The sequence below is a fragment of the Streptomyces sp. DSM 41931 genome (assembly GCF_050271085.1).
GTDB lineage: Bacteria > Actinomycetota > Actinomycetes > Streptomycetales > Streptomycetaceae > Streptomyces > Streptomyces albogriseolus.
In genome coordinates, this window is the sequence record NZ_CP189902.1 from 3,443,402 (window position 1) to 3,459,060 (window position 15,659).

Sequence of the window (15,659 nt, forward strand, 5' to 3'; positions counted from 1 at the left end):
CCGGAGGGGCCGCGCGCCCTCGTCCGCGGCCGGGCCCGGCGGCGCGGCGGGACCCTCCCCGCTGTGCCGCGCGACGTGCCTCGGCACGGCTGCCGTACGGACGGGCCTCATCCCCCGCGCCGCGGGTGCCCGGCCCATAGGCATCGGACGGAGATCCGGTGGCGCCTCGCGGTGCCGCTCGGCGGCCGGAGGACGAGCCGGACTGGCCGCGTCGGGCCGCGGCACGTCCGCCTCCCTGCGGCTGCGGCGGTTTGCGACGGTGCTCGCTCATCGAACGACTACTCCTCGGGCAGGCGCACCTCTGCGCGCCTGGAAACGGCGGCTGGTTTCCGGTCCCCCCGAAGTACGGATGCGGCGCTCGGCGCATTCATCCGTACTGCACCGGGGACAGGGACGCCCCCAGTCGTCACTCGGTTCCCGGTGGTCTGCATGGCGCACAGACTACGCACCGCCAAAACCCCCCGGGTGCAGAAGTTCACCTCAAATCAGGCAACTTGCTCGCAATGAAACGGTGATGTGATCCCGTTCACTCTCCTCCCTCTTGTCGCTCCCGGTAGGTCGTTCTATCGTGCTGATGTATCGAGTCGATACATCAGCACGACATAAAGGCGGCCGCGAGCCGCACACGAGCCCATCGCGGCACGACCGGGGCAGAGGGGAGGCGACGATGAGCCGGCGTTCCGGAATCCTTGAGTTCGCCGTACTCGGCCTGCTCCGCGAGGCCCCGATGCACGGGTACGAGCTGCGCAAACGACTCAATACGTCACTGGGTGTGTTCCGTGCGTTCAGCTACGGGACGCTTTATCCCTGCCTCAAGACGCTAGTCGCCAACGGCTGGTTGATCGAGGAACCGGGGAACACCACCGAGGACGCCCTCGCCGCTCCGCTGGCCGGGCGCCGCGCCAAGATCGTCTACCGGCTGACGGCCGAGGGCAAGGAGCACTTCGAGCAGCTGCTCGCCCAGACGGGACCGGACGCGTACGAGGACGAGACGTTCGCCGCGCGGTTCGCCTTCTTCGGGCAGACGTCGCGCGACGTCCGCATGCGCGTGCTCGAGGGCCGCCGCAGCCGGCTGGAGGAGCGCCTCGAGAAGATGCGCGCCTCCCTGGCCCGGACCCGGGAGCGCCTCGACGACTACACGCTTGAGCTCCAGCGCCACGGGATGGAGTCCGTGGAGCGCGAAGTGCGCTGGCTGAACGAGCTCATCGAGAGCGAGCGGGCCGGCCGGGACCTCAAGGGGTCCGCCGCCGGGGGGCCCGCTCAGCAGGACACCACATCTGGAGCGACGGGCGACCTGCCCCGGTCCGGGGACGACCCCCGGCCGGATACGCCCGGCGACACCGCCACGTGAGAGTCCGCAAGGACCTCACTCGTACACACAGGGAGCAACCGGAATGGGTTCGGTTCGCGTAGCCATCGTCGGCGTGGGCAACTGCGCCGCATCGCTGGTGCAGGGAGTCGAGTACTACAAGGACGCCGATGCGGCGGCCAAGGTGCCGGGCCTGATGCACGTCCAGTTCGGCGAATACCACGTAGGTGACGTCGAGTTCGTCGCCGCCTTCGACGTGGACGCCAAGAAGGTCGGTCTCGACCTCGCGGACGCCATCGGCGCCTCCGAGAACAACACCATCAAGATCTGCGACGTTCCCCGCACCGGCGTGACGGTCCAGCGCGGCCACACGCTCGACGGTCTCGGCAAGTACTACCGCGAGACCATCGAGGAATCCGCCGAGGAGCCGGTCGACGTCGTGCAGGTCCTCAAGGACAAGCAGGTCGACGTCCTCGTCTGCTACCTGCCCGTCGGTTCCGAGGACGCGGCGAAGTTCTACGCCCAGTGCGCCATCGACGCCAAGGTCGCCTTCGTCAACGCCCTCCCGGTCTTCATCGCCGGCACCAAGGAGTGGGCGGACAAGTTCACCGAGGCGGGCGTCCCGATCGTCGGCGACGACATCAAGTCGCAGGTCGGCGCCACCATCACGCACCGCGTGATGGCGAAGCTGTTCGAGGACCGGGGCGTCATCCTGGACCGCACGATGCAGCTGAACGTCGGCGGCAACATGGACTTCAAGAACATGCTCGAGCGCGACCGCCTCGAGTCGAAGAAGATCTCGAAGACCCAGGCCGTCACCTCGCAGATCCCCGACCGGGAGCTCGGCGAGAAGAACGTCCACATCGGCCCGTCCGACTACGTCGCCTGGCTGGACGACCGCAAGTGGGCCTACGTCCGCCTCGAGGGCCGCGCCTTCGGCGATGTCCCGCTGAACCTGGAGTACAAGCTCGAGGTCTGGGACTCCCCGAACTCGGCCGGTGTCATCATCGACGCCCTGCGCGCCGCGAAGATCGCCAAGGACCGGGGCATCGGCGGCCCCATCCTGTCGGCCTCCTCGTACTTCATGAAGTCGCCGCCGGTGCAGTACTTCGACGACCAGGCCCGTGAGAACGTCGAGAAGTTCATCAAGGGCGAGGTCGAGCGCTAAGCGCGACCACCGCGGGCAGTCGGGGGTCTCCGGGTCGTGTGTCCCGGAGACCCCCGTCGTATGTGAGGCTGTGCCCCATGGCCGTCGTCCGTGACCTGCGCGTTCTGCTGCGCTTCCAAGGCTTCCGGCGCCTGCTCGCCGTCCGGTTGCTCTCCCAGGGCGCCGACGGCGTCTTCCAGGTCGCACTCGCCGCCTACGTCGTCTTCTCGCCCGAGCGGCAGACCTCGGCCGCGGCCATCGCCTCGGCCATGGCCATCCTGCTCCTGCCCTATTCCGCGATCGGCCCCTTCGCCGGCGTCCTGCTGGACCGCTGGCGCCGCCGCCAGGTCTTCCTCTACGGCAACCTGCTGCGCGCCCTGATGGCGTCCGTGACCGCCCTCCTGATCCTCGTCCAGGTCCCCGACTGGCTGCTGTTCGTGGCCGCGTTGTGCGTCACGGGCGTCAACCGCTTCGTCCTCGCCGGGCTGTCCGCCGCGCTGCCCCGCGTGGTGGACACCGAGCGGCTCGTCATCGCCAACTCCCTCTCCCCGACCGCCGGGACGCTCGCCGCGACCGCGGGCGGCGGCCTGGCCTTCGTGGTACGCCTGGTCGTCGCGGATTCCGACACGGCCGTGGTGCTCGTGGGCGCCGCCCTCTACCTGTGCGCGGCGCTGGCGGCCCTGCGCATCGCCAAGGAACTGCTCGGCCCGGACCGCGCGCTGGAGCACCCCCGGCTGTCCACCGCTCTCTCCGGCACGGTCGCCGACCTGGCGGCGGGTGTACGCCATCTCGCGGCGCCCGCGCGCAGGGAAGCGGCCTGGGCGCTCACGGGAATGTTCCTGATGCGCTTCTGCTACGGCGGGATGCTCGTCATGCTGCTGATGCTCTGCCGGTACCACCTGACGTCGACCACGGACGAGGGACTCGCCCTGCTGGGGCTGGCGTTGGGGGCGTCCGGCGCCGGTTTCTTCGCCGCGGCCCTGCTCACACCGTGGGCCGCGGGGCGAATGGGGCCCGGCCGCTGGATCGTGACGTGCGCCGCGGCGGCCGCCGTGCTGGAACCGGCGCTCGGCCTGCCGTTCGCCTCCGGCCCGTTGCTGGCAGGGGCGTTCGTCCTCGGCCTGAGCACCCAGGGCGCGAAGATCTCCACGGACACCATCGTCCAGGCCTCCGTGGACGACGACTTCCGCGGCCGGATCTTCTCCGTCTACGACGTGCTGTTCAACGTGGCGTTCGTCGGAGCCGCGGCCGTGGCCGCCCTGCTGCTCCCTCCGGACGGCCGTTCGGTCACGCTGGTGGTAACAATCGCCGTTATCTACGGAGCGGTAGCGGCGGCTATGGCCCGGTTTGAGCGCCAGTAAGTGTCACATCAGAGCCACAGAGCCCTATCTCGCTACGAAGTTGTCAGCGCGGGCCGGTAGCTTACGTGCGTCTTATCAACGCGTCTTTCGCGTCACATGCCTATGTACTAGGGGGACCCCCAAGTGACCACTCCGCCGCCCCAGGGCAACCCGTTCGCTCAGGGCCAGCAGCAGCCTCAGGGCCAGGCCCCCTTCCCGCAGCAGGCCGGTCAGCCCGGCTTCCCGCCGCCGGGAGCCCCGGTGCCCCCGCAGCAGCAGGGCCGCAAGATCAGCTTCAAGACGATCAAGAACGTCGTGATTGTTCTGATCGTCGCGGGTGTGGCCATCGGTGGGTTCCTCGCGAGCCGCGACGACGCCAACACGGCCGCCGTGGGTGACTGCATGCACCGCGGCAGCACGGACGACAACGACCCGGACCTCGAGGTCGTGGACTGCGGTGACGCGAAGGCGCAGTACGAGGTGCTGGCCAAGGTCGAGGGCAACTTCTCCGGCCTGACGGCCCAGAGCAAGTGCGAGGCCGAGTCCAAGGAATTCGAGTACGTCTACACGGAGACCAACGGCAGCAAGAGCTTCCTGCTCTGCCTGAAGGACAAGTAAGAACGACGGCGGGGGCGGTGTTTCACGTGAAACACCGCCCCCGCATCGTGTGCGGGGTCATGTTTCACGTGAAACATGACCCCGCCTCCGTTGTCAGCCCTGTTGTGCAGCCCACCACTGCTTGAGGGCCTCGACCGCCTCGTCGTGTTCCATCGGGCCGTTCTCCAGCCGGAGCTCCAGCAGGTGCTTGTACGCCTTCCCGACCTCCGGGCCCGGCTTGATGCCCAGGATCTCCATGATCTGGTTGCCGTCGAGGTCCGGGCGGATGGAGTCCAGCTCCTCCTTCTCCTGCAGCTGGGCGATGCGCTCCTCCAGCCCGTCGTACGCGCGGGAGAGCGCGGCGGCCTTGCGCCGGTTCCGCGTGGTGCAGTCCGAGCGGGTCAGCTGGTGCAGCCGGCTGAGCAGCGGCCCCGCGTCACGGACGTAACGGCGGACGGCGGAGTCCGTCCACTCTCCCGTGCCGTAGCCGTGGAACCGCAGGTGCAGCTCGACGAGCCGGGAGACGTCCTTCACCAGCTCGTTGGAGTACTTCAGCGCGGTCATGCGCTTCTTGGTCATCTTCGCCCCGACCACCTCGTGGTGGTGGAACGAGACGCGGCCGTCCTTCTCGAAGCGGCGAGTGCGGGGCTTGCCGATGTCGTGCAGCAGGGCCGCGAGGCGGAGGGTCAGGTCGGGACCGTCCTCCTCCAGGGCCATCGCCTGCTCCAGCACGATCAGGGTGTGCTCGTAGACGTCCTTGTGCCGGTGATGCTCGTCGCGCTCCAGGTGCAGGGCCGGCAGCTCCGGCAGCACGTAGGAGGCGATCCCGGTGTCCACGAGCAGGGTGAGGCCCTTGCGGGGATGCGGGGAGAGGATGAGCTTGTTCAGCTCGTCCCGGACCCGCTCGGCGGAAACGATCTCGATGCGCCCTGCCATGTCCTTCATGGCCGCGACGACCTCGGGGGCCACCTCGAAGTCGAGCTGGGCGGCGAAGCGTGCGGCCCGCATCATCCGCAGCGGGTCGTCGGAGAAGGACTCCTCGGGCGTCCCCGGCGTGCGCAGCACCCGCTCGGCCAGATCCTTCAGACCGCCGTGGGGATCGATGAACTTCTTCTCCGGGAGGGCGACGGCCATCGCGTTGACGGTGAAGTCACGGCGGACGAGGTCGTCCTCGATGGAGTCGCCGTAGGACACCTCCGGCTTGCGCGACGTGCGGTCGTACGCCTCGGACCGGTAGGTGGTCACCTCGATCTGGAAGCTCCGGTCGGTGTCACCGACCCGCGCCTCCTTCTGGGCGCCGACCGTCCCGAAGGCGATCCCGACGTCCCAGACGGCGTCCGCCCAGGACCGCATGATCTTCAGGACGTCCTGCGGGCGGGCGTCCGTCGTGAAGTCCAGGTCGTTGCCGAGGCGGCCGAGCAGCGCGTCCCGCACCGAGCCGCCGACCAGGGCCAGTGAGAACCCCGCCTCCTGGAAACGGCGGGCTAGGTCGTCGGCGACAGGGGCGACCCGCAGCAGTTCACTCACGGCGCGGTCCTGCACCTGGCTCAGGGCACTGGTTGCTTCGTTGGCGTTCGGCACAACAGAAGAGGGTACGTGGCCCGCACGGCCCCGAGCGCCCGGAAAAAGGCTCGGGGACGGACACCTGTGGCGATCATGGACAAGGCGTGCGCCGCCCGCTCTTGGGCACCGGTCCGCGGCACTTCCCCTCCTCGCACCTCGTTACCATGCCTGGACGCACATTCCGACGACCACTGACGACGACAAGGGACGGGCGAGCGCGTGGCCGAGGCGGCAGACTTCCAGGGGACCAGTCCCTCACCTGCCCGCCGCTGGCTGCGGCGCACCGGTGCCGTGCTCGCCGGGACGCCCCTCCTGACCGGGCTCCTCCAGCTGCCGGCGGCGTCCCCCGCGGAGGCCGCGGCCCCGGCCGGGCCACGGGCCGCCTCCGACGACGGCTCCGTGGCCGTCTCCGTGGACTCCCTCACACCCGGCGCTCCCGCCGAGGGTGACACCGTGACCGTCTCCGGGACGGTCACCAACAAGGGCAAGAAGACCGTCACCGACGCTTCCGTCGGCCTGCGGGTGGGGACGCTGCTGGACACCCGCTCGAGCATCGACACGGTCGCCAAGAACTCCGATGACATCGGCAGCCCCGTCGGGGCGGAGATCGACGACAAGTACACCGAGAAGTTCTCCAAGCTCACCCCCGGCGTCTCGCAGCCCTACACGATCTCCGTGCCGGCCGACGAGCTGGACCTCGGCCAGGACGGCGTCTACGACCTGTCCGTCACCCTCACCGGAGAGACCTCCGACCAGCCCTGGGAGCAAACGCTCGGCGTCCGTCACACGTTCCTGCCGTGGCAGCCGGACGAGGCGGACACCAAGACGAAGACGACCTTCATGTGGCCGCTGATCTCCACCGTCCACATGACGGCGGAGACCGGCTCGGACGAGGAGCAGACGCCTGTCTTCCACGACGACGAGCTCGCCGAGGAGATCTCCCCGGGCGGCCGTCTCGACCGGATGGTCGCCCTCGGCAAGGACCTCGACGTCACCTGGGTGATCGACCCGGACCTGCTCGCCTCCGTGGAGGCGATGACCACCCGCTACGAGATTCCCGGCGAGAACGCGGACGACAAGAACGCCGTGGGCGGCCACCAGGCGGTCGCCAAGCGCTGGCTCACCGAGGTGCAGAAGGCGGTGGCGGACAAGGAGGTCGTCGCGCTGCCGTTCGGCGACCCCGACCTCGCCTCGCTCGCCCACCACGGCACGTCGGTCACCGGTTCGCTGCGCCACCTCAAGGAGGCCACCGACGTCGCCGCCGGCACCGTCGAGTCGATCCTGCACGTCACCGCCAGCACGGACTTCGCCTGGCCCGTCGAGGGCGCCGTGGATCCCTCGATCATCAAGGTCTCCACCTCGGCGGGGGCCGACAAGGTGATCACCCGCGGCGACACCTTCGAGGGCGGCCGCGACCTGACCTACACGCCCACCGCGCCCCGCCCCATCGGCGGCGGCACCACGGCCGTGGTCGCCGACGCACGGCTGTCTACCGTGTTCGACAGCGACATGGCCAGGGCCTCCGCCTCCACCCAGGCAGTGCAGCGCTTCCTGGCCCAGAGCCTCACTCTCGCCCTGCAGACGGACCGTCCGCGCAGCGTCGTGATCGCCCCGCAGCGCACCCCGTCCGCCGCCCAGGCCCAGACGATGGCCGAGGCCATCGGCGCCCTCCAGGACAGCACCTGGTCACAGCCGCAGGACCTCACGGCGGCCGCGAAGTCCAAGCCGGACCCGGACGCCGGGACCGAGGTGCCCCCGGCGTCCGCGTACCCGAAGTCGCTGCGCAAGCAGGAGCTCCCGCGGTCGGCCTTCGAGCAGATCGCCAGGACCCAGGACAAGCTCGACCGCTTCAAGGTGATCCTGTCCAACCCGTCCCGCGTGGTGACGCCCTTCGGCCGCGCCCTGAACCGGGGCATGGCAGCGTCCTGGCGCGGCCGGCCGGCCGAGGCGGCGATCTACCGCAGCGGCGTCGAGACGTACCTGGACACGCTGAGCAGCCAGGTCCGGCTGATCGAGAAGTCGGATACCAAGCTCTCCGGCCGCAGCGCCACGATCCCCGTGACGGTCCAGAACAACCTGGTGCAGGGCGTCGAGCACCTGGTGCTCCGGCTCACCTCCACCAACCCGACCCGCCTGGAGATCGACGGCAACGCCTACGAGGAGCAGCCCATCGCCGTCTCCGGCGGACACAGCCAGTCGGTGAAGTTCACCACGAACGCCAACGCCAACGGCCGGGCCACCGTGGTCGCCCAGTTGTACACCCAGGACGGCCGGCCCTACGGTCAGCCCGTCACCTTCGACGTGAAGGTCACCGAGATCACCGCGACGGTGATGCTGGTCATCGGCGGCGGCGTGCTGCTGCTCGTCCTGGCCGGATTCCGGATGTACACCCAGCGCAAGCGCGCCGCGGCCCGCCAGGCCGAGGAGCGGGAGCAGGAGAACGCGGCGGACGCGGCGGACGCGGACGCAGGCGACGCGAAGAACCCCGAAGCCTCCGAGAGGCGTCCCACCCAGGAGTCCGCGCCGGACACCCGGGAGGACGCCCCGGAGCAGCCGAGTGACCCGGCCCCGGACACCGCACCGGAAAGCGCCGACCCGTCCGGCACGGGTGAGAGAGTGGACCGTTGAGAAGGTCATGGCCGGTGGGCCAGGGACGATGAGGTGGGGTAACCATGAACGCGCCGTACGACGGTGACCGCGGCGATGCCGCGGCCAACTCGGGCCATCCCGAGTCGGACCCCGCCGGGGGTCCGCCGCCCGGGCACGACCAGGCGTCACAGCCACCCGCCGACATGTACGTCCAGGACGCCTACGCCCAGGACCCGTACCGGGCGCAGCACATCGACGCCCAGGACCCGGTCACCGAGGCGCTCTACGACCGGTCGGCGCACCCGCCGCCCCCGCCCGGCGCGCAGCAGCCGCAGCAGCCCCTCTACGGGCAGCCGCCGCAGTCGCCGTACGCGCCCGACCCCCGGGTGTGGGCCCGGACGCCCGCCCCGGAGCCGGACGGCCCCACCCAGTACCTGCCGTACGGCGACGACCCGCGCACCACGCAGTACGTCGGCGTGGACGACCTCGTCGGCCAGGCCGGGGAGCAGCGCCACGAGCCGGACGCCTTCGCGCACCTCTTCCGCGACCAGCAGCAGAGCGGCGCCTTCCCCGACCAGCACGGCGGGCACGCCCGTCCCCAGGGCGGCGCGCATCCCGGACAGCCGGTGGGGGGCCCGCAGCAGTACGCCTCCGCGCCGGTGCCCGGACCCGCGTCCCCCACGCCCGGCCACTACGCGGGCGCCACTCCGCCCCCCGCGGCGGAGTCGGCGGCCCCGGAACCCGCGTCCGCGCCCGCGCCGAAGAAAGGCGGCCGCGCCGGCGGCCTGCTGAAGTCCAGCGCCGTGATGGCGGCGGGCACGATGGTGTCCCGCCTCACGGGCTTCATCCGGTCCGCGCTGATCGTGTCGGCCCTGGGCCTCGGCCTGCTCGGCGACTCCTTCCAGGTCGCCTACCAGCTGCCGACGATGATCTACATCCTCACCGTCGGCGGCGGCCTCAACTCCGTCTTCGTGCCGCAGCTCGTGCGCGCCATGAAGGACGACGAGGACGGCGGTGAGGCTTACGCCAACCGGCTGCTGACGCTGGTGATGGTGGCGCTGGCGGTGCTCACCGCGGCCGCCTGGCTGGCCGCGCCGCTGCTGGTGCGCGCGCTGTCGAACCCCGTCGCCTCGGACCCCGCGGCCAACGAGGTCGCCGTCACCTTCACCCGGTACTTCCTGCCCTCGATCTTCTTCATGGGCGTCCATGTGGTGATGGGTCAGATCCTCAACGCGCGTGGCCGGTTCGGCGCGATGATGTGGACCCCGGTCCTGAACAACATCGTCATCATCGTCACGCTCGGCACGTTCATCTGGGTCTACGGCACCGCCGCGGACTCGAAGCTGCAGGTCTCGAACATCCCGCCGGAGGGTCTGCGACTCCTCGGCCTCGGCGTTCTGCTGGGTCTCGTCGTGCAGGCCCTGGCGATGATCCCGTACCTGCGGGAGACCGGCTTCCGCATGCGGCTGCGCTTCGACTGGAAGGGCCACGGCCTCGGCAAGGCGGCGATGCTCGCCAAGTGGACCATCCTGTTCGTCCTCGCCAACCAGGCGGGCGCGCTGGTCGTCACCCAGCTGTCCACCGCCGCGGGCCTGGACTCGGACGTCGAGGGCACCGGTTTCGCCGCCTACGCCAACGCTCAGCTGATCTGGGGTCTGCCGCAGGCCATCATCACGGTGTCCCTGATGGCCGCTCTGCTGCCCCGCATCTCCCGCTCGGCGGCGGAGGACGACGGAGGCGCCGTCCGCGACGACATCTCGCAGGGCCTGCGCACCACCGCCGTCGCGATCGTGCCCATCGCCTTCGGCTTCCTCGCGCTCGGCATCCCGATGTGCACCTTGATCTTCGGGTCCTCGGGCACCAGCGAGGCCACCAACATGGGCTACATGCTGATGGCGTTCGGCCTCGGCCTGATCCCCTACTCCGTGCAGTACGTCGTCCTGCGCGCCTTCTACGCCTACGAGGACACCCGGACCCCCTTCTACAACACCGTCATCGTGGCCGCCGCGAACGCGATCGCCTCCGGCGTCTGCTTCCTGGTGCTGCCGGCCCGCTGGGCCGTCGTCGGCATGGCCGCCTCGTACGGCGTCGCCTACGCCCTCGGGGTCGGCGTCGCCTGGCGCCGGCTGCGCAAGCGGCTGGGCGGCGACCTGGACGGCGCCCGGGTACTGCGGACCTACGCCCGGCTGTGCATCGCCTCCGTCCCGGCCGCCCTGCTCAGCGGCGCGGCCTGCTACGGCATCAGCAAGGTGCTGGGCCAGGAGGTCCTGGGTTCGTTCGCCGCGCTGCTCGGCGGCGGAGCCGTCCTGCTGGGCGTCTTCTACGTCGCCGCGCGCCGGATGCGCATCGAGGAGGTCAACTCGCTGGTCGGTATGGTCCGGGGACGCCTGGGACGCTGAGGCCGGGGGTAGGCGCACAACCATCATCGGCCCCCGCGTGTCGTGCATAGCGGCGGACTGTGGGCACAATTGGGTTCGGCGTCGGACTGCGCGCGACGGACGCCGGGCCGACGCGCGATGGATGGGGAGGCAGGGAACGACGGTGGCGGAACGGAGCACAGCTGCCGTCGACGTGGCAGACGACAGCGGCGAGCAGTCGCTGACCGCGGAGGCGGACCAGTCCACGGCCGACGGGGTGGCCAAGAACCGGGAGCGGGACACGGACAACGACGAGGCACAGGAGAGCACCGGGACCGAGGGTCCCGCGACGACCTCGCCACCGGAGCTGCACAGCGGCCACAAGCTGGCCAGACGCTACCGCCTCGAGGAGTGCGTCACCCGTCTGGACGGATTCAGCAGTTGGCGTGCCGTGGACGAGAAGCTCCGCCGTGCCGTCGGCGTGCACGTCCTGCCCGCGGACCACTCGCGTGCCCGGTCCGTGCTGGCGGCGGCCCGCTCCTCGGCCCTGCTGGGCGATCCGCGCTTCGTCCAGGTCCTCGACGCCGTCGAGGAGAACGACCTCGTCTACGTCGTCCACGAGTGGCTGCCCGACGCCACCGAGCTGACCACCCTTCTCGCCTCCGGCCCGCTGGAGGTGTACGACGCCTACCAGATGGTCAGTCAGGTCTCGAGCGCCATGGCGGCGGCCCACCGTGAGGGCCTCGCCCATCTGCGCCTCAACCCCACCGCCGTCCTGCGCACCTCGACCGGCCAGTGGCGCATCCGCGGTCTCGCCGTCAACGCCGCGCTGCGCGGCGTCAGCTCGGACACCCCGCAGCGCACGGACACCGAGTCGATCGGCGCCCTGCTGTACGCGGCGCTGACCCAGCGCTGGCCGTACGAGAGCGACGCCTACGGCATGTCAGGTCTGCCGAAGGACATCGGTCTGATCCCGCCCGACCAGGTCCGGGCCGGCGTCCACCGCGGTCTGTCCGAACTGGCCATGCGCGCCCTCGCCAACGACGGCGCCACCGCCTCCCGCCACGAGTCGCCGTGCACCACTCCTGAGGAGCTGGTGAAGGCGATCGGCGAGATGCCCCGCATCCGGCCGCCGGAGCCCGCCTTCACCGCCCCGCCGGACTACCAGCGCACCACGTATCAGCAGGGTTCCTACGGGCGCCCCGCCACTCCTTCCCATGCCACCCAGCCGACGCCGGTGCCTCCTCCGCCCCTGCACAGCCGCACGGGCAAGGCCCTGAAGTGGGCCGTCTCGGCGCTGCTGATCGCCGCTCTGGGCCTGGGCAGTTGGCAGCTCGCGGACGCCCTCATGGACCAGGGCGGCAAGGGCGACGACACCAGCAACACCCAGACGACGAACGGCGACGACAAGAAGGCCTCGAAGCCGGTACGCGGCAAGCCGATCGCCATCTCGGAGCTGCACGACTTCGACCCCTTCGGCTCGGACGGGTCCGAGTACCCGGAGAACCTGCCCAAGGTCCTGGACGGCGACCCGGAGAGCTACTGGCAGACCAGCTACTACGCGAGCTCCGACTTCGGCCGGCTGAAGCCGGGCGTGGGAGTCGTCGTCGACCTCGGCAAGAGCCAGGACGTCGGCAAGGTCACCGTCACCTTCATCGGCAGCACGTCCGTCGAGCTCCGTGCCGCGCCCGGGAACGCGGAGTCCCGGCCGACCTCCTTCGACTCGTACAGCAAGGTCGCCGAGGGATCGGGCACCACGGTCTCCCTCGCGCCCAAGGGCACGGTGAAGACCCGTTACCTCCTGGTCTGGCTGACCGAGCTGCCCATGCAGGCCGACGACGGCCAGTGGCGTGGCCGAGTCGCGGACATCAAGGTGACCAGCTGAGGCCGGCTGCGTCGAGGGAGGGGATCCGATGGCGGACGGCGCCGTGTACGACGGAGTGAGCGATCAGGATCTGCTCGCCCGGCACGTCGAGGGCGACGCCGACGCCTTCGGCGAGATCGTGCGGCGGCACCGCGACCGGCTCTGGGCCGTGGCCCTCCGGACGCTGGGGGACCGCGAGGAAGCCGCTGACGCCGTCCAGGACGCCCTCATCTCCGCCTACCGGGCCGCCCACACCTTCCGCGGTCAGTCGGCCGTCACGACGTGGCTGCACCGCATCACGGTGAACGCCTGCCTGGACCGTGCCCGCAAGGCCGCATCCCGGAAGACCGCGCCGGTGGACGACACCGAGCGTCTGGAGCAGCTGCTCGAGCCGCACGAGTCCGCCTCGGCGCCCGCGGAGCGCAACGATCTGCACCGGCAGCTCATCGAGGCGATGGGCACCCTCCCGCCCGACCAGCGGGCCGCGCTCGTCCTGGTGGACATGCAGGGCTACCCGGTCGCCGAGGCGGCCCGCGTCCTCGATGTGCCCACCGGCACGGTCAAGAGCCGGTGTGCCCGGGGCCGCGCGAGACTCCTGCCCCTGCTCACCCATCTGCGCCCGGGGGGCACCGGTGAGGTGGAGCACAGAGGCGGGGGACGGAACCGGAAAGGGAAGACATCCGTCCCACCCGCAGCGGGTCCACGGCAACCGGACCCACCCGACACAGGAACGAACGACCCGGCTGCAGTGAAGGGCGGAGGTGGGCGAGCGTGACGTCGACGAACGACAAGGCGGAGCACCCGGACGTCGCGGAGATCTCCGACCTCACCGAGGGTCTCCTCCCGGCGGACCGCAGGGACGCCGTCCGCAGGCACCTGGACCGGTGCGAGCTCTGTGCCGACGTCCACGCCTCCTTGGAGGACATCAGGGGACTGCTCGGCACGGTCCCGGGCCCGCCGCGGATGCCGGCGGACGTCGCGGGGCGCATCGACGCGGCGCTGGCCGCCGAGGCCCTACTGCACGCCACCGCACCCGTGACCGACGGCGAGGACGAGAACGTCACCGCCGGAACGGCGGCCGCCGACGGCGCACCGCTTCATGTTTCACGTGAAACATCGGCGCCCTCCTCCGACCGCCCTGCCGGCCGCCCCCGCTCCTCGACCACGGGGCCGGGCCGCAAGCCGCGTCTGAGGGCCAGGAGCCGCCGGGCCGCCGTCCTCGGGGCCGCGTTCGCCGTGGCCGCTCTCGGCCTCGGCTCCGTGGTGCTGTCGTCGCTGAACGGCGGCGGAGGCCCGGACGACGAGCAGCGGACGACGACCGCTGCGGACACATTCTCCGAGGGGAAGCTGCAGGAGCAGGTCAACGATCTCCTCGCACGCAACCCCGAGCAGGACAAGGGAGCGCGCTCCCCCCATACCTTCGGCTTGGAGTCGGATTCCTCCGGAGCGAACCCCAGGGTGCTGACGGCGCCCGCCGTCCCGGAATGCGTCCAGGAGGGCATCGGCCGCAACGACGCCGCCCTGGCCGCCGAGCAGGGTGTCTATCAGGGCAAGGCGGCTCTGCTCGTGGTGCTGCCCGACGCCTCGGACGTCACACGGGTCACCGCCTACATCGTCGACGCGACCTGCGTGGAGAACAACTCTCCGTCCACGACCGCGAAGGTTCTGCTGGAGCACTCCTACGCGCGCTGACCGCACACGCGTGGTCTTCGCTCCGCGTGGTTCCCGTACGGTGTGTGGCCCCAGCCTGCCCGTCGGAGCACCGTCTGCGTGTGCCCGGGCACGGCGGGAATGTAGGCCCCTTAGGATCCGTTGGGTGGGGTGAGAGTTCCGAAAGAGGCTCCCACCGGTCGAACGATGCCAGACCAGAGACGAGGAATTCAGCCGTGAGCGACGTCCGTAACGTGATCATCATCGGCTCGGGGCCCGCCGGCTACACGGCGGCGCTCTACACTGCCCGCGCGTCGCTGAAGCCCTTGGTGTTCGAGGGCGCTGTCACCGCCGGCGGTGCACTGATGAACACCACCGAGGTGGAGAACTTCCCCGGTTTCCAGGACGGCATCATGGGTCCCGAGCTCATGGACAACATGAGGGCCCAGGCGGAGCGCTTCGGCGCCGAACTCGTTCCGGACGACGTCGTGGCCGTCGACCTGACCGGTGAGATCAAGACCGTCACGGACACCGCCGGCACGGTCCACCAGGCGAAGGCCGTGATCGTGACGACCGGTTCGCAGCACCGCAAGCTCGGGCTGCCGAATGAGGACGCCCTCTCCGGTCGCGGCGTCTCGTGGTGCGCCACCTGTGACGGCTTCTTCTTCAAGGACCAGGACATCGCGGTCATCGGCGGCGGTGACACCGCCATGGAGGAGGCGACCTTCCTGTCGCGCTTCGCCAAGTCCGTGACGATCGTCCACCGCCGGGACACCCTGCGCGCCTCCAAGGCAATGCAGGAGCGCGCCTTCGCCGACCCGAAGATCTCGTTCGTCTGGGACAGCGAGGTCGCGGAGGTTCAGGGCGACCAGAAGCTCTCGGGTCTGAAGCTGCGCAACGTCAAGACGGGTGAACTCTCCGACCTGGCGGTGACCGGCCTGTTCATCGCGATCGGTCACGACCCGCGCACCGAGCTCTTCAAGGGCCAGCTCGAGCTGGACGAGGAGGGCTACCTGAAGGTCGACGCGCCCTCGACGCGCACCAACGTCACGGGCGTTTTCGCGGCCGGTGACGTGGTGGACCACACCTATCGCCAGGCGATCACCGCGGCCGGTACCGGCTGCTCGGCGGCCCTCGACGCGGAGCGCTTCCTCGCCGCTCTCGCCGACGAGGACAAGGCCGAGCCCGAGAAGACCACTGTCTGACCCCCTCTCCCCACGCACCAACGATTAAGGAGCCCGCT

Annotated in this window: 11 protein-coding genes; 10 read left to right on the forward strand and 1 reads right to left on the reverse strand. The window is 70.4% G+C overall.

Translation table 11 applies throughout. The annotated features are described in order from the left end of the window. Positions 1–667 precede the first annotated feature (667 nt). The 4 genes from ACP7TJ_RS15985 to ACP7TJ_RS16000 all read left to right on the forward strand — a co-directional run bounded on the left by ACP7TJ_RS15985 (position 668) and on the right by ACP7TJ_RS16000 (position 4,414). Positions 668–1,351 carry a PadR family transcriptional regulator gene (locus ACP7TJ_RS15985; protein ID WP_093764272.1) on the forward strand — a complete coding sequence of 228 codons (684 nt, stop codon included), beginning with the start codon at positions 668–670 and terminating at the stop codon, positions 1,349–1,351. A gap of 43 nt (positions 1,352–1,394) precedes the next feature. Further along, positions 1,395–2,477 carry an inositol-3-phosphate synthase gene (locus ACP7TJ_RS15990; protein WP_093764273.1) on the forward strand — a complete coding sequence of 361 codons (1,083 nt, stop codon included), beginning with the start codon at positions 1,395–1,397 and terminating at the stop codon, positions 2,475–2,477. Positions 2,478–2,554: 77 nt separating this feature from the next. Further along, positions 2,555–3,817 carry an MFS transporter gene (locus ACP7TJ_RS15995; RefSeq protein ID WP_167741387.1) on the forward strand — a complete coding sequence of 421 codons (1,263 nt, stop codon included), beginning with the start codon at positions 2,555–2,557 and terminating at the stop codon, positions 3,815–3,817. 123 nt (positions 3,818–3,940) lie between these two features. Continuing rightward, a complete protein-coding gene (locus tag ACP7TJ_RS16000) occupies positions 3,941–4,414 on the forward strand; it encodes an LppU/SCO3897 family protein (protein ID WP_167741386.1) in 474 nt (157 codons plus the stop codon). A gap of 93 nt (positions 4,415–4,507) precedes the next feature. Here the strand turns inward: ACP7TJ_RS16000 and ACP7TJ_RS16005 are convergent, their stop codons facing one another. Next, the gene (locus ACP7TJ_RS16005; protein ID WP_427763582.1) at positions 4,508–5,974 is read right to left on the reverse strand and encodes a CCA tRNA nucleotidyltransferase; all 1,467 of its coding nucleotides are present in this window, start codon (positions 5,972–5,974) and stop codon (positions 4,508–4,510) included. A gap of 201 nt (positions 5,975–6,175) precedes the next feature. Here ACP7TJ_RS16005 and ACP7TJ_RS16010 point away from each other — a divergent pair, with 201 nt between their 5' ends. The 6 genes from ACP7TJ_RS16010 (at position 6,176) to trxB (ending at position 15,621) form a co-directional block, all read left to right on the forward strand. After that, a complete protein-coding gene (locus tag ACP7TJ_RS16010) occupies positions 6,176–8,584 on the forward strand; it encodes a DUF6049 family protein (RefSeq protein ID WP_427763584.1) in 2,409 nt (802 codons plus the stop codon). A gap of 44 nt (positions 8,585–8,628) precedes the next feature. Then, the gene (gene murJ / locus ACP7TJ_RS16015) at positions 8,629–10,944 is read left to right on the forward strand and encodes a murein biosynthesis integral membrane protein MurJ (protein ID WP_167741384.1); all 2,316 of its coding nucleotides are present in this window, start codon (positions 8,629–8,631) and stop codon (positions 10,942–10,944) included. 142 nt (positions 10,945–11,086) lie between these two features. Next, complete coding sequence (locus ACP7TJ_RS16020; protein ID WP_427763586.1) at positions 11,087–12,787, forward strand: serine/threonine protein kinase; 1,701 nt, start codon at positions 11,087–11,089, stop codon at positions 12,785–12,787. A 28-nt stretch (positions 12,788–12,815) separates the two neighbouring features. Next, positions 12,816–13,541, forward strand: a complete 726-nt coding sequence (gene sigM / locus ACP7TJ_RS16025; RefSeq protein WP_367549985.1) for an RNA polymerase sigma factor SigM — start codon at positions 12,816–12,818, stop codon at positions 13,539–13,541. Further along, the gene (locus tag ACP7TJ_RS16030) at positions 13,538–14,458 is read left to right on the forward strand and encodes an anti-sigma factor family protein (protein WP_367549984.1); all 921 of its coding nucleotides are present in this window, start codon (positions 13,538–13,540) and stop codon (positions 14,456–14,458) included. The genes sigM and ACP7TJ_RS16030 overlap by 4 nt, the downstream gene beginning before the upstream one ends. Positions 14,459–14,652: 194 nt before the next feature. Continuing rightward, positions 14,653–15,621: a thioredoxin-disulfide reductase gene (gene trxB / locus ACP7TJ_RS16035; RefSeq protein ID WP_093764282.1), complete on the forward strand. Its 969-nt coding sequence runs from the start codon at positions 14,653–14,655 to the stop codon at positions 15,619–15,621. Positions 15,622–15,659: the final 38 nt, after the last annotated feature.